The sequence below is a fragment of the Pantoea sp. JKS000250 genome (genome assembly GCF_003201065.1).
GTDB lineage: Bacteria > Pseudomonadota > Gammaproteobacteria > Enterobacterales > Enterobacteriaceae > Pantoea > Pantoea vagans.
In genome coordinates, this window is the sequence record NZ_QICZ01000002.1 from 124,797 (window position 1) to 147,922 (window position 23,126).

The 23,126-nt window shown below is 49.3% G+C and carries 18 protein-coding genes and 4 pseudogenes; 11 read left to right on the plus strand and 11 right to left on the minus strand.

Going from position 1 to position 23,126, the window contains the following annotated elements; translation table 11 throughout:
• Positions 1 to 40: 40 nt before the first annotated feature.
• Together BY447_RS23665 and BY447_RS20355 are read left to right on the plus strand one after the other, a co-directional pair.
• Entirely contained in the window at positions 41 to 190 is a 150-nt protein-coding gene (locus tag BY447_RS23665; protein WP_158280084.1) for a glutamine amidotransferase, read from the plus strand.
• Between the two features lie 306 nt (positions 191 to 496).
• On the plus strand, positions 497 to 1,054 hold the full coding sequence (locus BY447_RS20355; protein WP_041456465.1) for a GNAT family N-acetyltransferase: 558 nt from the start codon (positions 497 to 499) through the stop codon (positions 1,052 to 1,054).
• 177 nt (positions 1,055 to 1,231) lie between these two features.
• Here BY447_RS20355 and BY447_RS20360 read toward each other — a convergent pair whose 3' ends face one another.
• Positions 1,232 to 2,398 (minus strand): PAS domain-containing protein, encoded by a 1,167-nt coding sequence (locus tag BY447_RS20360; RefSeq protein ID WP_110332036.1) that lies wholly within the window; start codon positions 2,396 to 2,398, stop codon positions 1,232 to 1,234.
• Positions 2,399 to 3,103: 705 nt separating this feature from the next.
• Here BY447_RS20360 and BY447_RS20365 point away from each other — a divergent pair.
• A complete protein-coding gene (locus BY447_RS20365; RefSeq protein ID WP_110332037.1) occupies positions 3,104 to 4,744 on the plus strand; it encodes a methyl-accepting chemotaxis protein in 1,641 nt (546 codons plus the stop codon).
• Positions 4,745 to 5,726: 982 nt separating this feature from the next.
• Here BY447_RS20365 and BY447_RS20370 read toward each other — a convergent pair.
• Positions 5,727 to 6,305, minus strand: coding sequence for an XRE family transcriptional regulator (locus BY447_RS20370; protein WP_013196047.1), 579 nt, complete (start codon positions 6,303 to 6,305; stop codon positions 5,727 to 5,729).
• A gap of 63 nt (positions 6,306 to 6,368) precedes the next feature.
• On the opposite strand from BY447_RS20370, the gene BY447_RS20375 reads away from it, so the two are divergent.
• The gene (locus tag BY447_RS20375; protein WP_061062112.1) at positions 6,369 to 6,878 is read left to right on the plus strand and encodes a GNAT family N-acetyltransferase; all 510 of its coding nucleotides are present in this window, start codon (positions 6,369 to 6,371) and stop codon (positions 6,876 to 6,878) included.
• A gap of 73 nt (positions 6,879 to 6,951) precedes the next feature.
• Here the strand turns inward: BY447_RS20375 and BY447_RS20380 are convergent.
• Positions 6,952 to 7,402 (minus strand): annotated as a pseudogene (locus BY447_RS20380) (DMT family transporter).
• A gap of 391 nt (positions 7,403 to 7,793) precedes the next feature.
• Positions 7,794 to 8,195: a winged helix-turn-helix transcriptional regulator gene (locus BY447_RS20385; RefSeq protein ID WP_013360183.1), complete on the minus strand. Its 402-nt coding sequence runs from the start codon at positions 8,193 to 8,195 to the stop codon at positions 7,794 to 7,796.
• Positions 8,196 to 8,308: 113 nt separating this feature from the next.
• Between BY447_RS20385 and namA the strand changes: the two genes are divergently transcribed.
• Positions 8,309 to 9,388 carry an NADPH dehydrogenase NamA gene (gene namA / locus BY447_RS20390; protein WP_110332039.1) on the plus strand — a complete coding sequence of 360 codons (1,080 nt, stop codon included), beginning with the start codon at positions 8,309 to 8,311 and terminating at the stop codon, positions 9,386 to 9,388.
• Between the two features lie 257 nt (positions 9,389 to 9,645).
• Positions 9,646 to 10,281: a DUF2268 domain-containing protein gene (locus tag BY447_RS20395; RefSeq protein WP_199226959.1), complete on the plus strand. Its 636-nt coding sequence runs from the start codon at positions 9,646 to 9,648 to the stop codon at positions 10,279 to 10,281.
• Between the two features lie 488 nt (positions 10,282 to 10,769).
• Here BY447_RS20395 and BY447_RS23285 read toward each other — a convergent pair whose 3' ends face one another.
• Positions 10,770 to 11,108 (minus strand): hypothetical protein, encoded by a 339-nt coding sequence (locus BY447_RS23285; RefSeq protein ID WP_049788851.1) that lies wholly within the window; start codon positions 11,106 to 11,108, stop codon positions 10,770 to 10,772.
• A gap of 645 nt (positions 11,109 to 11,753) precedes the next feature.
• Here BY447_RS23285 and BY447_RS20405 point away from each other — a divergent pair.
• Positions 11,754 to 11,944 (plus strand): annotated as a pseudogene (locus BY447_RS20405) (general stress protein).
• Between the two features lie 851 nt (positions 11,945 to 12,795).
• Here BY447_RS20405 and BY447_RS20415 read toward each other — a convergent pair.
• The 3 genes from BY447_RS20415 to BY447_RS20425 form a co-directional block, all read right to left on the minus strand.
• Positions 12,796 to 13,113: an NIPSNAP family protein gene (locus BY447_RS20415; protein WP_033784928.1), complete on the minus strand. Its 318-nt coding sequence runs from the start codon at positions 13,111 to 13,113 to the stop codon at positions 12,796 to 12,798.
• Between the two features lie 258 nt (positions 13,114 to 13,371).
• Complete coding sequence (locus tag BY447_RS20420; protein WP_110332042.1) at positions 13,372 to 14,376, minus strand: ABC transporter substrate-binding protein; 1,005 nt, start codon at positions 14,374 to 14,376, stop codon at positions 13,372 to 13,374.
• A gap of 14 nt (positions 14,377 to 14,390) precedes the next feature.
• Positions 14,391 to 16,409: a TonB-dependent siderophore receptor gene (locus BY447_RS20425; protein ID WP_323859535.1), complete on the minus strand. Its 2,019-nt coding sequence runs from the start codon at positions 16,407 to 16,409 to the stop codon at positions 14,391 to 14,393.
• A 185-nt stretch (positions 16,410 to 16,594) separates the two neighbouring features.
• Here BY447_RS20425 and BY447_RS20430 point away from each other — a divergent pair.
• A pseudogene (locus tag BY447_RS20430) lies at positions 16,595 to 17,383 on the plus strand (LysR substrate-binding domain-containing protein); the annotation flags it as partial.
• A 233-nt stretch (positions 17,384 to 17,616) separates the two neighbouring features.
• Here the strand turns inward: BY447_RS20430 and BY447_RS20435 are convergent.
• Both BY447_RS20435 and BY447_RS20440 read right to left on the minus strand, forming a co-directional pair.
• Positions 17,617 to 18,219: a LysE family translocator gene (locus BY447_RS20435; RefSeq protein ID WP_110332043.1), complete on the minus strand. Its 603-nt coding sequence runs from the start codon at positions 18,217 to 18,219 to the stop codon at positions 17,617 to 17,619.
• Positions 18,220 to 18,449: 230 nt separating this feature from the next.
• Complete coding sequence (locus tag BY447_RS20440; protein WP_110332044.1) at positions 18,450 to 19,340, minus strand: LysR family transcriptional regulator; 891 nt, start codon at positions 19,338 to 19,340, stop codon at positions 18,450 to 18,452.
• Between the two features lie 119 nt (positions 19,341 to 19,459).
• Here BY447_RS20440 and BY447_RS20445 point away from each other — a divergent pair, with 119 nt between their 5' ends.
• Positions 19,460 to 21,013, plus strand: coding sequence for an MFS transporter (locus BY447_RS20445; protein WP_323859517.1), 1,554 nt, complete (start codon positions 19,460 to 19,462; stop codon positions 21,011 to 21,013).
• Between the two features lie 102 nt (positions 21,014 to 21,115).
• On the opposite strand, the gene BY447_RS20450 is transcribed toward BY447_RS20445, so the two are convergent.
• Positions 21,116 to 21,565: a GNAT family N-acetyltransferase gene (locus BY447_RS20450; protein WP_095707998.1), complete on the minus strand. Its 450-nt coding sequence runs from the start codon at positions 21,563 to 21,565 to the stop codon at positions 21,116 to 21,118.
• A gap of 496 nt (positions 21,566 to 22,061) precedes the next feature.
• Here BY447_RS20450 and BY447_RS23540 point away from each other — a divergent pair.
• Positions 22,062 to 22,634, plus strand: a pseudogene (locus tag BY447_RS23540) (tyrosine-type recombinase/integrase).
• Between the two features lie 125 nt (positions 22,635 to 22,759).
• On the plus strand, positions 22,760 to 23,086 hold the full coding sequence (locus BY447_RS20460; protein ID WP_041456454.1) for a gamma-glutamylcyclotransferase family protein: 327 nt from the start codon (positions 22,760 to 22,762) through the stop codon (positions 23,084 to 23,086).
• The last annotated feature ends 40 nt before the right edge of the window (positions 23,087 to 23,126 follow it).

A 23,126-nucleotide genomic window follows, 5' to 3' on the forward strand; every position in this document is an offset into this window, starting at 1 on the left:
CCGTCACAAGTCTGCCTTCTGACAGCGCCTGATCAATCAGGTGCCGGTCATTATCCTGTTGGATAGGGGATCGAATACGCTACTGCTGCACCCTGCCACCTCGCTAAAAAGCGGTCGTATGCCTGATCGATTTAGGTTTATCCATGACCCGGTTGCCTCGGGCGGCGCGCTAATGATTGTTGGCGGCTAATACAGTCTTCAGGGCATCATCGGCAGCGCTCATGAGCATGATATGCCAGTCGGGAGGGTGTCGCCGGTTCGCTATCTTGCCTGGCGTAATCGTATTAAAATGGGGGCACGTTCGCTTTGTGCCAGAAGCGGACCCCGTTACCCGCCCATTGAATTAAAATCTTTCGATGATACTTTTAGCTGTACACGTCTCCAGCTTGTCATTGAGTAATCCATTTTTTCACTAGTCCGTTCTGTCTGAATCGGATGCAATTTCTTCCGACGTGTGTTAATTAAATATAAAGGTTGTATAAACGGAAGGATGAAGATGCATATTGATGAAATTCCTGCTTATTTATTGCAACACGACCGTTTTTATCTGACTGCGCCAGACCTGAGTCGTTCAGAAGAAATGCAACGTAAACTAAATGAATTTAGTTCGTTTCATCATGAGTTTCTACTCTGGTCTCCTGGCTTTCATTCGTTTTCTTCAGTCAGGGAGAATATGTTGGAAGCAGCAGAAAACTTCCTGAATGACAGAGCAGAATATAAGTTTTTGATTATTGATTGTACGTCAGATGAGCTATTAGGTTGTATAAGCTTATTCATAAGAAATCGTGCTATTCCTTATTTCGAGATCGGGTACTGGCTTGCCACGGATGCGATGGGAAAAGGCATAATGCCCGAAGCATGCAAGCTGGCTACAAAAATAGCCTCGGAATTTTTTAACGCTATAAGAATCGAAATTCGCACTGCCCGACGTAACGTGCGCAGTCAGTCTGTTGCATTAAAGTGTGGGTTCAAACCTGAAGCCATATTAGCTTCTGATAGACTGGATAGCATGGGAGTGATTGACGATACCTTTATTTATAAATTCAGCAGCTGATTATATCGTGGCCTGAAGTTTCAGCATCCACTTAGTTACAGAAGCGGACAGAATAAGCAGCGGTATAATTGATTCGAGCTGCCCACGCTGATAATTCAGTTTTCTTTTAACTAAAGAGCACACTTCACAGGATTAAACCTGGAAATGTGCTTTTGAACCCATGCTGCACAATGCTCTTTAAAGGCGCGAGGAAGCATCAAGCCGGACCTGCAGGCGGCTTATGTTTTCTGTTATCTCAGCGGTTCTGTCTGCCAGTTCGCGAATTTCACTGGCAATGACAGAAAAGCCCCGTCCCTGAACGCCCGCTCTTGCGGCCTCAATGCTTGCGTTCAGTGAGATGAGTTTAATCTGGGCAGCGATGTTGGCATTTTCAGAGACTAAATCAGCAATTTCTCTGACAGAAGCCGCTGCGTCATCTCTTCGCTGACGTTCGCTATTATTCTGTACCTCCTGATCCTTTAACGTCTGTATATCAATCAGTGCACCGACCGCCCGCAGAGGTATACCGTCCTTGTCGCGTCGGGTCTGACCGCGAGCACGGAACCAACGGTAATTACCATTTTTGAGTCTGACACGGTATTCAACGTCATAACCTGTTGCACCTGAATGGTCGTTAAGGTGTTTAATGAAGGCATCCAGCGTATGCTGACTGTCGTCGGGATGAAGACGCGAAGCCCAGCTATCAATGACATCAGGGAATTCTTCAACCGTCTCAAATCCCAGCAATTTTCTGAACTGTGGAGACCACCAAAAAACGTTATTCGGGTGCAGAGCATCACCATTGATAACCTGGAGGTCCCAGAGTCCGTCATTCAGCATTTCACGCGAGAGGTTGAAGCGTGTCATCACAATGTCATATTCACTTTCATGCGTCTTATCGTTACTGATATTCAGCAGCGTCCCCGCCAGTCTCTGGCGGGTACCATCGGCGCTGCGTTCACGTTTTACCGCTACCTGAAACCATTCATAGCTGCCGCCTGCCGTCATAAAACGGCATTCATGTTTTGTACCCGGAGAAGGACCAGGCTGAGCATTTCGTAAAAGCTGTCTGAAATGATTTTTATCTTCATCATGAACAAGCGAACAGAGCGCCGACAGAGTGGAGAGATCGCCACTCCCACGTGGCAAACCCAATGGTGCAGCCGATGAAATCCATAATTTGGTGCTGTCGGTAATTTCTTTACCCTCACACATCCACAACAGCTCTGGCATCAGAGCCAGAAAACTGTCCATAGAGGCGGGTAACGTACTATCTGGCCGGAGCTCTTCAGCTGGCACTTCAGGTAATACCGGCAGCCTGGCCTCCTGAACGGACGCAGGCTTTCCAAATAATTTGCCTAACATAATTGCTCCCTGTGAGTAAAAAATAATGACACTGATGTTATCGGCCGGATCACAAACAGCATAAGTAAAGTAAATAGTTAATTTTTCTACTGTTTAGCCTGGCGAACCTGTCTGCAGATAATTGAGAAAAGCACCTGTCTTTAGTCCCCTGGTATGTGGCTGGATTGTTCGACGTTATTAAGTAATACCGGTTACAACACTCCGGGAGCATCCAGCCCTGATAAAAATGTCCGCTTCTCGATTAAAGCGAACATCAATAGGGTTATGTTTCACGGAGATAAAGATTCCGGCAGAAGCACTCACCCTTTACCAACGGAAATGCATACGCTCGCTCAGGTGTAATCTTTCACCAGCAATAAAGTTTTCGATAAGCGAACCGATAAAAGCTATGCCTGTCGGTATGATTGCCTCTGTCACTGACAGCGTTTGTCCTCTAAGAAGCGGTTCCCGGCTTGATTGCTCTGTGTCGTTTTTTTTATTTCTGTCACCAGCCCTGCCGGGCAATACCCGTTTTAATCTTTACGAAATCAACAAAGTATGAACAGGTAAGTGCATCGATATGCATTCCCTGTAGTCCGACTTTTTGCGCAAGCCGCATACAGCAATAGCCCACAACAGCCTCTGAACGACCTTACAAAAATAAGAGAGAAGCGTTTTGCCCATGTAACGCTTTATTAAACAAACGTTATTTCAGTCAGGAACATTATGAACAACATCAGAATAGGCACGCGGCTTGGTGCTGCGTTTGCCTTCATCCTTCTTCTTCTGGTCATCGTTGCATTTACCGGATTTAGCCGCATTCAGTCTCTGGGAGAAACGGCGGATACGCTTGCCGGCAGCCGTTATCAGAAGGCCTCAGCTGCAACTAATCTGCGTTACTATTCAACTGACCTTAGCCGGCTGGTCCGTAACGTTGTTCTGGCAGATGCTCCTGACCGGAAGGCAGTCTTTAAAAAAGATTATGACAGGGTACATGATAAAATCACTGCGACGGTTGATCAGGTCGACGCCATGCTGAAGGCGCCCAAAAGCCGGGAGTTGATTGCATCAATCAGGAGCACCGGCACTCAGTATCTGGCCTTTTCTGATGATGTTGTCGCGCTGGGAATGGCGGGTAAGCGGGACGAGGCCGCGCAACTTCTTCTTGGTCCGCGCTACCAGACCCAGGTTGACTATCTGAAAACTATTGCAGACCTGGTCTCTTTTCAGGAAGAACAGATGCAAACGGCGCGCAGTGCTGCTGAAGATGAGCGAAATACGGCCACTATTCTGCTGACTTCGCTGAGTGCTGCCGCTGTTCTGCTAGCTGCGGCCGCAGCCTGGCTCATCACCCGCAGCATTACCCGCCCGCTGAACATAACGCTTGCTGCCGCACAACGCATCGCACGCGGCGACCTGAGTCAGGCTGTACCTGTCAGCGGACGGGATGAAACCGGCATGCTGCTTACCGCAGTGGCTGAGATGCAGGATTCGCTGGCGCAAACGGTCAGCACAGTACGCCGGAACGCCGAGAGCGTTGCCGCAGCCAGCCTGCAGATTGCGCAGGGGAACTCAGACCTGTCGCAGCGCACCGATGAGCAGGCCAGCGCGCTGGAGCAGACGGCTGCTACCATGAGCGAGCTCAGCGTGACAGTCAGAAATAACGCCGACAATGCCCGCCAGGCGGCACAGCTTGCCGTCAACGTGCGGGAAGTCGCCCGTCAAGGCAACGAGGTCACTGCCGACATCTCCGGCACCATGAAATCTATCGGCGAAAGCTCCGGCCGGATTGCGGACATTACATCGGTGATTGACAGCATTGCCTTCCAGACCAACATACTGGCACTTAATGCGGCAGTAGAGGCAGCACGCGCAGGCGAACAGGGACGAGGTTTTGCCGTCGTCGCCGGTGAGGTACGCACGCTGGCCAGCCGCAGCGCCACGGCGGCCGGTGAAATCCGTCAGCTGATTGAGGCAAACTCGGCAAGCGTAAGTGCAGGCAGCATCCTGGCTAACCGGTCTGTGACTACGATGGCGGATATCGTGTCATCGGTCGGCCAGTTAAGTGACACCGTTGAGGAAATTACCGCTGCAAGTGCCGAACAAGCTCGCGGTATTGAGCAGGTTGGCATCGCCGTAACGGAGATGGATGGTGTGACGCAGCAAAACGCATCACTGGTCGAGGAATCGACGTCAGCCTCGCAGAGCCTGCGCGAACAGGCATCCCTGCTGCTGCAGTCGGTGTCGGTGTTCACGCTTGCGGCGGTCTCACCTCCCCCAGTCACCCGGCATGCAATCGTATCTGTACCCGCCACAGTGAAGAAAGAAACGCCTGCTGATGCAGACGGAAACTGGACGACCTTCTGATATCCGGCTGCGTCCTGCGGGGCGCAGCCGCCCTCCTCTATTCGTAACATTTCTGTCGTACCGTGGACCTGCGCTAATACAACTATCTTTAACAGATCAGCACGCCGGAAGTGAATGAAGAGCTCACTGATGTTGGTTGTGGGAGAGAACTTATCGTCTCCCTGCCCGGTACAGGATAACGTTTCATTAAAATCGAAGAGCTGTACCTCAGTGACGTCATGTCAGGTGTTGGAAACGCTAATGTCCATTAAAAATGATGGTCATTATTCCTGCAATCCGAAGCGTGCGGGACAGGACGTTTAAATGGCGGCAACACAAATATCGATAACACAAATGGCAGAAATGGTGCGCCTGGAGCTAACGGATGAACAGCAGAGTAAATAAGTTTTCACCTTGAGCATTTTTAGCGTGATGGTTCTCAACTCTATGGAAAATGCGTGGGCAAATAAGGAAGAAAAAATGTATTGCAGACTTCCCACCTGGTTCATCAAATAGCCGATGGCGGTAATGGTGATGTCGGCAGAAGTGGCTCTGCTGGAGGCAAAGGCGAGAATTGATGAAACGGCGGTAATGGTGATAGTTCTAATAACGGGGGAAATGGCGGCAAAGCGGGACCCGGCGGATTAGGCACTCAGGGTTTACAGTAAGACAGCAACGGAGGTCACGACGGTTCTCCTGGAATAAACGGAACAAGCCTCGAAGTAGTGTTGCTGTTGAGAAAATAATCTGATGAACATCTGTCAGTCAGGGTGAAATCCGGTACTAAGACCTGATTTCGCCCTTGTTGACTTTCTGGATCTCAGAATGTCCGCATTGTGCCAGAAGCGGACGTTGCCTTGACGGTTATGTGCCAGGGAAAGACATGACCACCACCCAGACGGTTACAAAATTAAGCTGATAAAAAATGCTTAATCAGGTAGAAGAACCACCGCCTGATAATCATCCAGTTAACTCTGAATCAAATCAGTTCCAATGCATGCAATCAGGATGGCTTGAGGACTATCACGGCATAGCGGCAAAGATCACCCGTATCATTTTTGAAAATACAGTCAGCAGGATCGCCCAACTCCAGACAATCACCCGGTGACATCTCAAATGTTGTGCTCCCCTCAATAAATGTCAGCTTACCTTCAATGACCCAGATGAGCTGACGTCGTGAAAGATAGGAAATAGCGGGCATAGGCACGGCAGTATTTGCCGGAAGCTCGATGCTAACCAGATCTACAGGTATCTGCCCCGGTGAAGCATGGCGACGAATGTAGCCTGTTTCAGGATCCTGCCATACAGCCTGATTTTCATATCTGACAAGCACACCGGTACGAACTTCCATTTCCGCAAGCAGCTGGGACATAGACATATCGAAAGCGCCAGAAAGTCTTGCAAGCAGGGTTGCTGTCGGGCTGCTTTCACCACGCTCAATTTTATGAATCATCGCCCGTGATACGCCTGAGTTTTCTGCCAGATCGGTCAGTGACCAGCCACGTCTTTCTCTTTCAGCCTTTACCTTCAGGCCGATACGCGCGTTCAGGTCATCTTCTTTACTAGACAATTCATCTAACATAATGGATAAATAATATAGTGTACGGTTAGTCTACTTTAGTAAATTAGAGGTGGGGTGTCTACTATGCCAATTCGTGCTGCAACAGAACGCGATGCTGAAACCATCGCCGAGATTTATAATGACGCTGTGCTTAATACCACGGCGATCTGGAATGAAAGTAAGGTCGATTTTCTCAACCGAATAAAATGGATGAGAGACCGTCGTGAGGCAGGTTTTCCCGTCATTGTCTTTGTTGACGGGAACGATTCCGTACTGGGTTATGCATCATATGGTGACTGGCGTCCATGGGATGGTTATTGCCACACTGTTGAGCATTCTGTATATGTGCACAAAAGTGCCCGGGGACAGGGAGCAGGTAAAGCTCTGATGGAGAAATTGATCAGACTGGCTACTGATCAGGGTAAGCATGTCATGGTAGCTGGCATTGAATCTGAAAACGTTGCATCCATATCGCTTCACAAAAAGCTCGGTTTTACAGAGGCTGGCAGATTGTCAGAGGTGGGCAACAAGTTTGGACACTGGCTGGATCTGACATTTTTGCAGCTACGCCTTGATACCCGGGCACATCCCTGATAGTGGATATTCCCAGAACGTCACATTAAAAGTAATCACAGTCACACGGACGTGCCGGTGACAGCGTTTAAGACTAAAACATTTGTGATGCAACGAGAAAAGCGCCTGTAACCAGTAACATCGCGCCGATTATAGCTGGCGTATTTTTTAAGCAATCCTTCTGTACCGCTGTGGTAGATGTCATATCCGAGACCTGCGACAAGCTGACTGGCGACCAGTACCGCAATTGTCCGCGAAGCACCGATATTTTGATAACCCGTTATTACCGTGAAAACAAAAAAAGAACCTAAAATGCCCGGCAGAAACATCCAGCTTTTGAAGGACTGCAATAGTCCATAAAACCCTGATGTCCCCGTCTTTCCCGCCAGTAAGCTGATAAGTAAAACAAGCCCTACGGCAGAATTCAGCACCAGAGCTATCAGTACAGTTGAAGCCGAGTAAGTTATCCTGGTCATCAACGTGTTCTGAATAACCAGCGCAATTCCTCCGGCAATTAGCATCAGGAATGTTAGTGCTGAAGCCATGTTAACTCCTCTGAGTCTTACCAGTGGGATAAGAAATTAGTACTTTATAGTAGATTTATTGCCTATTATTTGAGATGGCACCGCAAGGAGATTATGGCGCCTCAGAAGAAACGCCAGGTCAGTTTCAAAGATGCGGATCAAGAAATGCGGATATCCGCTTCTCGTTCATAGCGGACACTGAACAACAACGTCCGCTTTGTGCCAGAAGCGGACATTGGTAAACGTGAATTTCAAAATGCAAAGAGCAGATATTTGAAGATTGGCTCTGGTCATTGCTCGGCGAACAGCGTCGGTGGCGCATTGATTCAGCAAGCTGTATTAGTATCCTTCGTGCATATTGCGATGTGACATGCCCTGATCAAAGAACCTCATACCCCATGTGAAATCACTTTTAACTTTTTCTGTCACTTAGGACCGCTATCAATTCATCCATATCTTCTTCAACTGCAGTGTTGAGCCCACGTTTTTCCAGCCATTTCCTCCCCCAGAGGCTTAAATCGAGAACTAGTTTGTTTAATTCGCGACCTTCTTCACTCAGTGAGTATTCAACTTTTGGCGGTACGACAGGGTAAACCTGCCGAACGATCAGACCATCTTCTTCCAGTTCCCGGAGCTGTTTTGTCAGCAATCGCTGATTAATACTGGTCATAAAGCGCTGGAGTTCGCTGAAGCGCAGCGTACCGTCCTTAAACAGATGATAAAGGATGACTCCTTTCCACTTCCCTCCGAGGATATGAAGCGCCGCTTCCATTGAACAACCCGGGGCGCCGTCATAGTTACGTAATTTTTTCATATTCTCTCCATAGTTACCTTTTGGTAAGTATGTGAATTTTTTTAGCGTATAAACGAAATTTGTTTGTATGGTAATTTGAGTGGGTCAAATATGGAACACTTTCTGGAGAAGAAATGTCGGCTTTACTTTTTGAACCAATAACAATCAACGGTGTTAAATTCCGCAATCGTATTGCCATGTCACCCATGTGCATGCACTCTGCCGATGAAAACGGCAATGTGACAGATTTTCACCTGGTGCATTATGGCGCGCGTGCGCTGGGCGGAGCGGCACTGATTTTCCCTGAAACCTGCGCCATCCTGCCAAACGGCCAGCTGGGCCCGGGTGACCTGGGTATCTGGAGCAGCAGTCATGTTCCAGGCCTCCGCCGCCTGGTTGACGTTATTCACGCTATGGGTGCTAAAGCTGGCGTTCAGATTGGTCATGCCGGGCGTAAGCAGGGCTTTCCTGACATGACGTCCGTGGCACCCTCGGCCATGGCTTACTCAGCCGAAGAAACCGTACCACAGGCGCTGAGCCTGGACGGTATCAGGGATATTATCAGTGCATTCCGCGCTGCCGCAGTTCGTGCGCGCGAGGCAGGTTTTGATGTCATCGAAGTTCACACTGCGCACGGTTATCTGCTGAACGAGTTTCTGTCTCCACTGGCTAATGTGCGTGAAGATCAGTATGGCGGCAGCCATGAAAACCGCTATCGCATTGTGCGCGAGGTTATTGCGGCTGTGCGCGAAGTGTGGGACGGTCCGCTGTTTGTGCGCATTTCGTCAACGGACTACGCCGAAGGTGGTAATACGCCGGAAGATTTTCTGACATATGGTCGCTGGATGAAGGAGCAGGGAGTCGATCTCATTGACTGTTCTTCCGGTGGCATTGCACCAGCTGTGGTTAATGTGTTTCCAAATTATCAGGTGCCGGCGGCTCAGCTGCTGCGCAACTCGCTGGGTATCAAAACTGGTGCAGTGGGTCTGATTCAGACGGGCCGTCAGGCTGAAGAAATTCTGCAGAATGGTCGCGCGGATATGGTGCTGATTGGACGTGAAATGCTTAAAGATCCATTCTGGGCACGCACCGCTGGAGATGACCTCCAGGTTGCCATTCCAGTACCTGCTCAGTACACCCGCTATGGTTCTGCCTGGCAGCGTTCGCAACCTAAACTGCCTGCTGCGCCAATGGATGTGACCGTGACCCGTTAACACGGACAAAAGAATGTCTTAAAGGAAATTCCTTCCTTTGCCCGGCTCTGCCGGGCAAACACTTGTTCCTTATCGGGGTATACCCACCCATAAAGTCCGCTTCTCGCTCATAGCGGACATTGGGCCTGATAGCGTCCGCTTTGTGCCAGAAGCGGACATTAGTGATCATTGGTCGGCCACTTGCTGAGCAGCAACATGACATGCCCTCTATGTCTGTTAGTATCCGCATATTACTAATGTTTCTGGGTAAGACTGACATGTCTCAAATAACCATCCATATTCTGAATGCTCAGGAAAAACTCACTGTTCACAGTAAATGGCTGAGAACTAACCTGACCGATACCTACGTCCAGGTCACAAGGTTGATGCCGACTCCTTCAGTAGACGTCATAGTTAAGTCCGGGAAGTTTGTTATCCCTGAGAAAGGGCATGTCGGTTTTTGTCCTGAAGCTGGAGTTATTTATATAACAGTCGATCCGGAAAATCCTGCATTCTGCAAAAACGTTGAGAACTCCCTTGAACGTATGTTTGCTCATGAACTTCACCATGCTGCGAGGTGGGCAGGACCGGGATACGGCTCAACGCTGGGCGAAGTACTAGTCTCTGAAGGACTTGCCGGGCATTTTTCTCTTGAGCTTTTTGGTGGTAAATCTGAGCCCTGGGAAAGCCTCATGACTGATACTGTTAAGCCCTACTATCCACTCATGCTTGAAAACTGGCATCGTACTGATTATGACCATAATTTCTGGTTTTTCGGAACTGGAGATTTACCAAGGTGGCTGGGTTATACGGCAGGTTTCAACCTGATATCCAGGTATCTCGCATCATCCCCAAACTTGAAAGCATCAATGCTGGCGAACATAAATGCTGAGGAGTTAAAGGCTTTTATATGAAGTACATACTTTTATTTCTCTTAAGATTTTATTCAACTTATAAGCGAAAATCTCATGGTCCGCTTATCGCTCATAGCGGACATTGGGCCGGATAGCGTCCGCTTTGTGCCAAAAGCGAACGAGGCTTGTATCATGGTATGTTCGTTTGCGGGGAGCAGGTCACAGGCTTGACTCGCTGCCTGAAATCCGCTCTCTTTGATTCTCGGGGCTTATGAAGTTATAAGCTCACCGTTACGGACACTGTTACCTTCCCCCGTCTGACACAATGCTATATTTACAGCTGGTTCATTTAATGGAGGATTTATGGATTCGGGCGAGAATTGCAATGAAAAAACACTGGATCTCATTGGTAGCATGGCCCGCAGGATGCTCAGCCAGAAAGCCACGGTAGGGAAAGATGAACTGATAAATGCACTGGAACTGCTTAGCAAAAGCACTACGGACTGACGTGTGCGGGAAAACAGCACAAGGGCGAGTCGGATGCTGAGTCACCGGGTACACTGACTTAGTAAGGCAGAACGTAATCGGTGCGATAAAAATACCGGATAAACACCCGTGCCCGATACTCTGCTGGCAAGAAAACTCGCGTGAACTCGTTTTATTTCAGTACTGCAACTACCGAAACAGAGGGCTGTGGCGAGAAGCCTGCTGGTCTGCCTGATTGCCTGTCTGATGATTTCGCGACGGGCAGCCTCTGTCTCCACCTCAAGCATCTGTTTAAGCTGTCGGGAGAGGGTGAAAGCGCTGAAGACATCTTCGTCCTCAAGCAGTGTTAATATTGCTTCGCCAATAACGATATTGATCTTTTCTTCTTCACTTCTGAACATATCAAACTTCCTGTTGCCTGGCGGTAAAGTCCGTCGCGGCGGACAAGCAGTATTGCTCTTGAGCGGCTATAACCTTTGTCTGATTTCAGTAGCAGCTCTGACCTGGCTGAAACTATGAAATCATACCTGCCCTAAGTGTAACAGAGTGGGACCAGTCTGCCCGATGTTTCACCAGCCTGGGCGCACCTTTTATTCCACCACCATAGGGGTGATGAGCATTCTGCGAGATCAACTATTGTGCGTGTGAGTCTCATTAAGTCTCTATTGTGCCAGGAGCAAATATTGATGGCATCGTGTGATGTTATTAAGTCGAAGGATGCATGAGGTCTGCTGTCTAAGGCTGAATGGCGCTGGTGAAGATGTATGATTTTTTGAGCTGTCTGCTATTAAATTTTATGCGCAATAAGCAGATCTTTTTTTATGCGAAATCCAAAAAACGCTTAAAGATTTAAAAATCTCGAAACCACACGGTTTGAATCCGGAGGGTAAATTCGCGTGAGGCAAAAAGCACCTCACTGTAACATTAATGAAAATAACGTTTTTTTCAGTCTTTCCATACCTTCATAAAGATTGCTGTAAAACGGCCAGAAGAACGGCGGCTCCTATACTTAAAGATGATAATACTTAACCCAAAGTGAAGATTTTATGGCAGCAAAACGTGTTGGAGCCGGTAATTTTGCTGAGAATCCGGAGCGCGCGGCAGAGGCCGGACGGAAAGGTGGTCAGTTAATCGGAGGGAATTTCACAATAGCCCTGAGCGAGCCAGTGAAGCGGGCCTCAAAGGAGATCTGGTAAGAAAAAAAGGCGTTCAGACGCAGTTGCTTCCTGATGTTTGATGAAAAAAGCCTGCATCCGGAGGGCTTTTCAACATTGGAACATGGCCATGCGGTTAAATCAGAATGCCCGGCAGTTGAGATATATTGTACTTAGTTCAGAGCATATCTGACGCTTGCGATCGTATTGTGCCTTCGCACTTAAGAATGGCTGTCCGGACACTTCGGACAGCGACCTGTATTGCAGCCTCGCGCACTATTTCCTCTGTGAGGGGCATGAAGGAGCGGAGCTTAAGATGCAGCTGAGCGCAGGTTATGGGTCCTCCCTCATTAAGCAACATGATAACGGCTTCACCCATTATTTTATCGGGCAGACATTCTACTTCTTTTTTGAACATGCATAGCCGTCAGCGGTGGGCGCTCTTCCTGTCTGGCAGAGCTGATATACAGGATAGGTCAAATATCGCTTCGGTGTACCCGGACGCTGAGATGGTTTTGCTTTGGTGCCTCAAAATCCAACACTGTCTGCCGAAAAAATAAAATCCCCGCTTACGCTTGTTGTCCTGTTGAAGCCTTTTATCATTAAGGCCAATCGGCGGCGGCTCCGCTCGATTACCATAAAAGAAAAAGTCACGAAATCCTCTTTGAACCGCCTTAACGGCGGTTTTTTTTACCTTTAAAACCTTTTGTTTACTCCTGCCTGCTGACCATGCCAGGAATTCCTGGCTGGGCTGTTACGTTACGTTTAATTTGGCTGAATTTGCTTGCCGCTATCATTTTGATATCTGCTCATCTCTCATCGATGACCTTACGCCATACGCATGTCCGCATAGTGCCAGAAACGGATATTATTTGAGTAGAGCAGTTTCACCTGGCTTAACTCGTCTATTTATTTCACAGCATCTTATAACAGGTTAATGCTGTTTATCAGATAGCAACGGCTTCATGAAACTGCGTTCGTAGCTAAGGATGAACTTTTTTTGGTTAGCTTCATCGAAAAGTTTGACACATTCAGCCTTACTTAAAATGGCTACTCTGTATTCTTCATACTGCGCCAGACTATCAAAGCTAAACAAACAGTAGGCTATGTTATTTGCACCTTCCGATGGAAGGAAATACCCATGATGGATGCCACCCATAGATTCCACAATTTCCATCCAGTTTAAAGCATAATTCTCGAAATCGCTTAATTGATATGGATCAATAACATATCTGACGTGACAAGTGATCATTCTCTTCCCTCATGTGAAATAACACGCTGTTTTTATACACTATTCAAAGTTCTCATCACAGCGCCTGCAATAAAATAGTATCAATTCTGATTGTTCGCTTCTCGCATAAAGCAGCAAGTCCTGTACACAGGGCTGATATTTGTCAGGAGTAATGCTTATCCTCCTGACAGGTTTCGATGTGGCATGAGAAAAAAAGTTGTCATTTATCAATTACTAAGATGAAAAATTTACTGGCACTGGCTTTGATAACTGTCTGCCTTATTCAGGAGGCAAAGCCTGCAGAATACGCTGCGCATCATTTGCGCTGAGCGGATAATCGTAAAATGTCCGGTAAAATTCCTGTGTGGCTTTGCGCAGATCCCGCTTTGAGAATAGCGCCGGATGCAGCTTTTTTGCCGCCCACTGGATCTGCAGTGCGACCTCAGTACCATAACGATCCCATGGAAATACACCTGATGGATTCTGCCAGACCTGGCGCTGCTTCACGGCTTTTACGCTGGCAAACAGCGTCCCGAATTCTGAGTCTGCCAGTGTTCCCGCTTCGGCTCCGATGATTATCACATCCGGGTTCCAGCGAATGACTTCCTCCGGAGAAACAGGCCGCATGTTGCCATTAACAGATGCCGCTACATTCCGGCCGCCGGCAAGCCTGATCCAGGTGTTAATCAGGGTATTGCGGCCATCCACTTTCAGCGGATGCAACGACTGGATATGCAGTACTCGCGGACGCTGTATGTCCGTGAGTGACGCCGTTTTAGCCTGAATATCTGCAATTTGATTATCCAGATAGTGATTGTATGCCTGCGCGCGGGCTGCCGCGGCTGGCGTGCCGACCACCTGAGCCGTGGTGATGAGCGAGCGTTTCATTGTGTCAAAATCATCAAAATTCATTGCCAGCACGGGAAGACCAGCCTGACGATAGGAGCCTGCATCAGGGTCGCTGGCGGGAACGAAAACGGCATCAATCTTTCGCGCTACCAGCGCTTCACTGTTAAAGGTCCTGCCATGCGCCTGCAGCGCCCGGTTTAACGATGGCTGCACTTTAAACATCCATGGTCGATCTGCAGGATGGTTTACAGTTGCCACGATGCGATCGCCGGCACCCAGCGTCATGAGCAGAGAGTGATGGGCAAACCAGGCATCGGCAATGTTCCGGGCAGGTTTATTTATCTCTACACGGTTTCCACTGTCGTCAGTCACTGTCTGAGCCGACGCCAGGGCACTGACTATCAGCAGCGGTATTACCCATTGCAGGCTTTTCATTTTTGACTACCCCATCAGAAACTAAGTTGCATGGAAACCTGCACCATGCGCGGTTCCCCCAGAGAGGCGCTGGCATAACCGGCACCGCTGTAGCCGTTCAGACCGCCCGGCACTATATTGGTCCAGTAGTGCCGATTCGTGAGGTTTGTAACATCAAGACGAAAGGTTGTAGCGGTCTCAAACAGACGGGTCTGATATGCCGCCCCCATATCCAGTGTGGTGTAACTGCTTACCCAGCCCTGATTTTGATTATCAGTAGTGCGCTGTCCCACATAGTGAATGCCACCGTGAATATCCGTGCCGCTGAACATCGGTAAGTCATAGGCCGCGAACAGGCTGGCCGTGTAACGTGGCAGACCCACGATCTGTTTGTCAGCAGTCTGACTGCTGGCCGTTTTCACCAGGCGGGGATCCAGCCAGGTCATGCCGCCAAACAGGTGCAGACGATCGGTAACATCCCCATCGGCTAACAGTTCAAGGCCGCGGTTACGCTGCTCACCATCCACCCCGTAATCTCCGCTGGCGTTGGTATAAGCAAATGGACGTTTAATCTCAAACAGCGCGGCAGTAAGCAGCAGCTTATCAATAGCCAGTTTGCTGCCCGTCTCGATCTGGCGACTCCGGTATGGAGCCAGAATTGTTCCGGCGTTACTGGCGGTAGCGGGTGCGGTGTCGCCCTGCTGCAGGCTGTCGGCGTAGGTCACGTAAAGCGTCAGCGGATCGACTGGTTTGTAGATCACGCTGGCAGAGCTGCTAAAGCCACTGTCTGAGGCGTTACTGCTTCGGCGGCCCGTTCTGGCATAGCTGGATGAGCTGAGCAGGCTTTCGCTGCCCGCTAACAGTACGCTCCATTGTGGAGAAAACTGAAGGGTATCGCTCAGCAGAAAAGCGTGCTGGGTGGCTGTTGCAGAATGGTAGCGATGGGTGAAATCAGGATAATCAGGCTCATTGAACGCCTGTGGATTGTCCAGCGAAGCGCTGCCCAATGTTAAAGTGCCACCATTTCGCGGGTTGTAATTTTTCCAGACAAAGCCCCGCACGCCGGTGGCTATCTGATGATGAATACGACCAGTATCAACCTCACCATTTAAGTCAGCCATGTAACTGTTAATCGTGAAGCGGCTGGCTGTCGCTGATGACGTCGTGGTCGTGTAATCGCCACGGTTACTGGTAAACGTATTAGTCACAGCAGTCGATTCGCGATCGGCGATCTGACGCAGCACGCCGACTTCACCGAGCCAGTTGCCATCAAAATCATGCTTCAGATGGACACCGGCAGTCAGCGTGTGGTTATCATTTCCCGCGTAGGATTGCCCCAGGCGTGCTGTTTTCGGGTCTGGCGATGCGGGAAATGTTAAGCCTTTACCCAGCGCAAATTTCCCCGGCAGACCCTTTTCATAAAAATGGTAATAGCTGAAATTAGTTTCAAGCACAGTCTGGTCGCTCAGGGTCGCATCCAGTCCCAGACTGAAAAGCTGACGCCGCTTCTTACTGCCGCTGACATAGCCATTGCCCTCATCATCCAGCATATTCAGCCGGTAACGTAGCCGGTCATTTGCATCCACCGGACCACTGAAATCACCCGCGACCTGATGAGTCGGGCCTGTACCGGCCCCCAGGGTGAAGCTTCTCTGAGGTGTGTCACTGGCGCGCTTGCTGACAAAATTGAATAAGCCCGCCGGATTGGCCGGGCCATATAACGCGCCAGCAAGGCCATTGAGCACTTCAATATGGTCAAACTGTTCGGCTGCATAGTCCGTGGTCGACACGACATTGAGCCCATCAATCATACTGTTCTGAACAACGCTTCCCTGCATACCACGTGTCTGAGGACGAGCCCCCTCTCCCTGAACGGAAGGCAGGTAGCGGTAGAGATCGCTCACACTTTTAAATTGCTGCCGTTTCATAAGCTGGGGGGGAATGGTCTGAACTGACCACGGGGTGTTACGAACTTCCTGGGCACCCAGGTTTCCCAGGGTTGCTTTCTTATCGGTTTCGGCAGGTGCGTCGGATGACAGAGCGTTAACGGTCATGGCTGGTTGTTCGTTCACGGCATACACAGGAAAAGCAGACAATAACATTGCGCTGGTGAACGTTGTTTTCACCAGGGTCGGACGTTTAATAAACATGAAGTTTCCAGAACACTGTCGACGGGGCAGGCACAGCCACTTATCGTTGTATTGAGGATTATATAACGATTATTGTAATTTAATCGACCCTTAGCCGGTACATCCGAACACTTGAGGCGTGGTTTGACTGTGAACTTTTCAGGCGAAACGGGCCGCGCGTAAGAGTGAGCGAGGCGGGTCGTACCCTGGCCGGTCAGCCTACCGAGGGGTTCATGGGCATAGAGCGGGCCTGTAATGCCTCCAGAAGTCACAGTCAGTTTTTGCGTCTCAAAGCTCCCTCTACGCTTAGCATGAGATGGCTTCTGGACGTGCTCAACAATTTCCGTGAAAACCACACCACTCCCGGAATCGAGATAACCAGCGTCTGGATGGATATGGACGAGGTGGACTTCAGCCGCGAACCTTACGACTGTGCAATTCTGCCCGGCAACGGTAATTTTGGGGAGAGTACAGAGAGCAGGCTGCTTTTCAGCGAGTGGCTGATACCGGTCTGTTCTCCTGCGATGCTCGTCAGCGCAAGGAAGTTTCTTCCTGACTGTGACCTTATCCATCCCTCCCCGGACCGTCGTGACAGGCGGAGGTGGCTGTAGAGAACCGGGCGTTTCAAGGGGCTCAGCATCAGTAGCGAAAAAGTATTTGATACGCTGGAGCAGGGAAACCTTGCCGCCCTGAGCGGACATGGCGTCTCTGTTGGTGACCTGCTTTTGAGCAGCGAGGCATTAAAAAGTGGTCTGCTAGCACTTCCTGTCACGGAGGCGGTGGCAACCGGTGACGGATATTATCTGGTGTGGCCGGAAAATTCTCCCGTAAAGCAGAATGTTGAAATACTGCTGAACTGGCTTAATCGCCATATCCCTCAGCTTCTGAGGAGAACCTGAAATACCATAATTTTGACGAAAAAAAGATTTCCTGAGCAAGGCTCGCTCAATAAGGCCTGTCTGCTGTAACCGTACACACAGCATGACTATTGTACATGCCAGTTCATTTTTGACTTGAGCAAAGGTGTTCTGCCGCAGGCAAACTGAAGGTATACGATTACCGCTCAAAGCAGACAGTGCCGGACTCAGTTGCCAACAATGCAGTAGCGATCATTAAATTTATAGCCGAAGAATTAATGGATGAGATTATGCAGAGAAAAAACAATGAGCAACACACCGCCGGAAATATTGACGTATTTTTTGAGCGTCGATGGATTAATTTTTTTCGATGAGAATACCAGCGTTTGAGCGAGCGCGTAAAGCCAGACGCTCATAACTGCTATATGAACGGATGCCAGCATCAGGTAGTTGCAAATGCCGCCTTTAACACCTGCGAATTGTGAAACCACTGTCAGATAAAAAAGTATGGCTTTAGGGTTCAGAAGATTAGCCAGCCAGGCTTCTTTTAAAGTCACGTAATGCTTTGCATCAGTAGACCCGCCTGAACTTACCATTATCCCACTACGGATGAGTACAGCACCTAACCAAAGCAGCCAGGCAGTTCCGGCAACTTTAAGCACAGTAAACGCTGCTGGCGACGAGATGAGCACAGCCGTGATACCGAACCCTATAAAAAAAGCATGGGTATATATACCCAGAGCTGTTCCAGCGAGAGTCCTGAACAGGCCTTTATGGCCTTCTGCCAGAGCACTGTTCATAACGAGGGTGAAACTTGCTCCCGGGGACAGTGCAACAGGGAGTAGTGCTGGCATAAAGCCAAAAATGTTCACATCCATAGATTCTGGATATTAATTGGCACTCTTTGAAATTGCCAGTCCAGACATTTCGCAAAATCGTAATGTTCAGCCAAGCAAAACAGGTAATCGTGATGTATCAAACGTCCGCTTCTCGCTCATAGCGGACATTCGCCTGCCGTCAGTCCGTTTTATGCCAAATCAGACATATAAAAACTCATTTTCGCACCTGAAGTGACTATTAACCCGATAGTCTGCATCACGTTAGCGGCCTATACAGATAAACCCGACTCAGCAATAAAGTCGATAAAGCAGCGGACTCGGGGTGAGAGGTAGCGGCCTGATGGCCACACGGCGGAGAAATGCCCCTGCTTTGTACAGTACCCTTTCATCACTTCTTTGAGCTGTCCTCCTGCCAGCGCTTCGCGGACTATAAAGTCGGGCATATAGCTAATGCCCGTACCCGCCAGGCTCAGGCCAATGGCAGCTTCAATATTATTCACCGTCAGAACCGACGAAGCGCTTAGCGCAACCCCGGGGCGGAGACCGTTCAGTTCCCAGGGCTGCAGCATACCTGTTGAGGGTAATCGAAAAAGAATGCACCTGTGCGCCGCCAGCTCCGAAGGTGACGCCGGCACGCCTTTTTCCTCCAGATAGCCTGGACTGGCGCAGAGAGTGAAGCTGAATTCACCCAGCCTTCTGGCGGTCAGTCTGGAGTCAGCCAGCTCGCCGCTGCGTATTGCCACATCGAACCCTTCATCAATGATATTCACCAGACGGTCGCTGAAATCCAGGTCCATTTCGACCTGCGGGTAACGTCGGTTAAATGCGGAAAGAGCGGGAAGCAGAAGCCTGTAGCCTACTACGGGCAGGGAAACCCGAAGTTTTCCCACGGGTTCAGCAGCACTGTTCGTCAGCTCTGATTCGGCCTCATGAAGCTGCTCAAGAATATGCTTACACCTGACCAGTAGTGCCGCCCCTTCCGGGGTCAAACTTACCTTTCTTGTGCTGCGATTAAGAAGCCGTACGCCCAGTTTATGTTCAAGTCTGGCAACGTTTTTACCGACCGCTGACGCTGAAATACCCAGCAGTCTTGCAGCCTCCACAAAACTCAGCGTTTCAGCTGTCCGTACAAAGGAGGTAAGAGAAGTCAGGCTGTCCATTAATTATTAACTTTATGTCTGCTCAGAAGGTAGCTGCAGTCTATTTATCTGCGCTTTTGTCCGCAATAACATCACAGCAGTTTTCATTCATCAGCTGTCCGGATAATTAAGGTCACATCATGACATTTGCAGCCAGCACGTTCTGTCGCACCCAAAGAACCGCAGCAGCCCTTACCATTTTTATGGCGGCTACGCTTCTGCCGTTAAGTTTTACCGGCGGCGTGGTAACAACGCCAGCCATACAGCGCATGCTGGGTGGCTCACCCGGCGAGCTGTCATGGCTTACGAATGGATTTATGCTGACGTTCGGCAGTTTTCTGCTGACAGCAGGCATAGCGGCAGATGCCATCGGGAGAAAACCGGTTTTTATCGCCGGCGCAGTGCTGTTCTGTCTCAGCAGTATTTTCACCGTCCTCACGAATAACCTGATGATGTCAGGTATTCTCAGGTGTGTGCAGGGACTGGCAGCGGCCATGTTACTGGCCAGCGGAAGCGCTCTGCTGGCCAGGCTCTATACCGGCGCTGCCCGGACCCGCATGTTCGGCCTGCTGGGCACCGTCTTTGGCGCTGGCCTGGCATTCGGCCCCCTGGCGGTTGGGCTCGTTACGGATGCGCTCACCTGGCGCTGGGTCTATATTCTGTTTGCTGTACTTTCAGGATGCGTGCTGCTCGCCGGTATGATGTTTTTGCCTCTGTCACAGCAGAGCAGTCTGTCCCCTTCAGATAAAACAGGTCTGGCGTTGTTTACGGCGGCGCTGATGGTGTTTACCACGGCGGTTATGCTGCTGCCCACACAAGGGTTTTTGTCACTTCTCACACTCGCTTTATTACTCAGCTCTGTACTGCTCTTCAGCGGGTTTATCGTGCGATGCCTGCGCGTGAGCAATCCTGTCCTGGATATTCACCTGCTCCGAAGTCCGCGCTTTGTCGGGGTCTTGCTGCTGCCGTTAGCCACCTGCTATTGCTACGTTGTTCTGTTAATCATTATTCCGCTGCATTTTATGGGCGGGAGTGGATTTAGCGAGTCTCAGAGCGCGATTTATCTTATGGCACTCACGTCTCCAATGCTGGTCGTTCCTTACTTCGCAGCCCTGCTGACGCGCTGGTTTTCGCCGACAGTATTATCAGCCTCAGGGCTGATGCTCGCCTCTGCCGGGTTACTTTTCCTCAGTCCCGCGTTACGCGGTAACAGCACAACTCTTCTTCTCATCCCGATGCTGATAACGGGGGCTGGAGCGGGATTACCGTGGGGACTGATGGATGGACTGGCCATTTCTTCCGTTCCGGTTGAAAAGGCAGGTATGGCGGCGGGCCTGTTCAACACCGTTCGTGTTGCAGGAGAGGGTATTGCTCTTGCGATAGTATCCGCGTTTCTCACTGAGATGAACGATCTGAACCTTAACAAAACCGTGCATGGTTTTTCGCCACAGGAGATTCACCTTGCAGCATCCTGGCTGGGAGGCGGTAATATTCAGCAGGCCATCACCCTTCTAACCGGCGTGCCGCGTGAGGTAGTCCAGGTCAGTTATGACAATGCATATTCATTGCTATTTCAGGTACTGGCTACACTAACGTTTGTTTGTGCGATTACTGTCTGGGTCATGCTGGGCCATAAGGCCTTTGATTCAGCTACGGCCAGTACTGATTCCAGAGACGATAACATAGAATACTGACATGAGTGCTGTGTCCGCTTTGTGCCAGAAGCAGACTTTGATACGCGGTCTAAAAGCTGCAAGGAGCATGCCGAGCTTAGGTTGAACAAATTTATGTCAGCCTTACAAGGACTTCGCAAAACAGACCGCCTCTTTCCGACCAACGTATGGTCCGTAATTCTCTATGCGTATGTATCCGTTTTTCTCATAGAAATTTACAGCCTTACGGTTAACATGGCGCGTTTCAAGCCAGAGTTCGTTATATCCCATGCTCTTCGCGGTTGCTTCCAGGAAGGTAAGCAAGGCGTTACCAATACCGGGAAAGCTACGGTCCGAAAACATCCTTTTAAGTTCAGCTATATTTTCAGTTAACGGTCGAACAGCTCCGCATCCTATCGCTTTTCCCCTGCTGTCCCGTGCCAGTGCCCACAAAGCTCTGTTCTCATTTATTGAGTCTGTTGTGAAGTTGCTTTTGCCACTATTGCCGGTAATAGAGGCGAGTTCTGCTGACAGTTTATCGATTAAGTGACGAGAGTCTGGAGAAAGTGGATCTGATTTCTCTACTGTTATCATGCCAGTATCCTTTTCAAATAATATTCGTCAGGCCAGAAGCAGATGATGACAAAAACGTCATCCTTCAAATAATGATGCTGAGTAGATAGCTTGCAGCATAATCGCCTGAACGGATATGCCTTTACGTCCGCTTCTTGCTCATAGCGACCTTCAATCTCACATGAACGTTATCGATGTCCACAGACATCAACTTTTTCGCCAGTAAGTCTCTCAACCACCTTTATTGCGTCTGGATCACCATGCCAGGCCATGCAACTTAAACAATCTCCGCCACAGTCTACATTCAATGTGTCTGGTATTTTACTCATTGGCTGATTGCAGGTCTGGCAATTGTTTTCTCTCACTGGAAATGGCATCCGTTTTTTGATTTTCATTTCAATGCTTCCCGACATATCACTCTTATGTGCGCTGTTCGCTCATATGAAACAACCATAATCACATCTCCTAACCCAAAGGAGATTGAGCATGACAACATCCTCGCTGGAATAAGGACGGTATTATTGGCCAGAAACGGCTTCTTCAGATCTCTCATATCTGGGAAATCCGTATCAGACTTGAGCTGTAAGTAAAAGTGCGCGATTTAGCTCTGCTTAACATGGCTCTGGACAGTACACTTCGGGACAGTAATCTGATTAAGCTAAAAGTTTCTGATGTGGCCTGTGGGCACTCTGTTTCGGGCCGAGCGACAGTGCTGCAGCAAAAAAACGGGAAGCCCCGTTCAGTTTGAACTGACTAAGGGAACAAGAGAGGCTGTAGCAGCATGGTTCAAAATGGCTCATCTGCGTAATAGCGACTATCTGTTCCAGTCCCGCATTGGTTCTTCACGGCATATCTCAGCCAGGCAATATAACCGTATTTTTCATGGATGGATTGATACGCTGGGTCTCAACGGGACTCTGTACAGTAGGCATTCTATGCGAAGAACCAAGCCATATCTGATCTATAAAAAAACGAAAAATCTTTGAGTGATCCAGCTACAGTTTGGTCAAAAAAAACTCGAAAGTACAGTCCGTTATCTCGGTATGAAGTGGATGATGCACTGGAGATATCTGAGTCTATTGAAGTTTAATTTGTGGGGGCTGCAACAGCAGCCCTGTGCCAGAGGCGGACATTTATGAATTTGCCTCGCATTAACTGTGGAAAAAAAAATTTATAGTGAGATATTCTGATTATTGTTTTTCAACAGGAGGATGCATGGAAAGTCTGTTTGTTTATGGAACGCTGGGGCCAGGCCGTCCTAACGCTCATATTCTCGAAAAGATAGGTGGTACATGGCGCGAAGGGCATGTCGCAGGCTCCCTCATCAATGAAGGTTGGGCAGCCGAAATGGGCTATCCCGGTATTATTCTGGATAACTCAGGCAATCGCGTGCAAGGATTCCTTTTTACGTCAGATAATCTGCAGCATCACTGGGATGTACTTGATGAATTTGAAGGTAGTCAATATGAGCGCGTGCCTGTTAAGGTTACTATGAGTGATGGGGAAACCGCCAGTTCATACATTTACATGTTAAAAAAATAATGGCATTAAGTCCGCTAATCAGCGGGCTACCTTCTCTAAA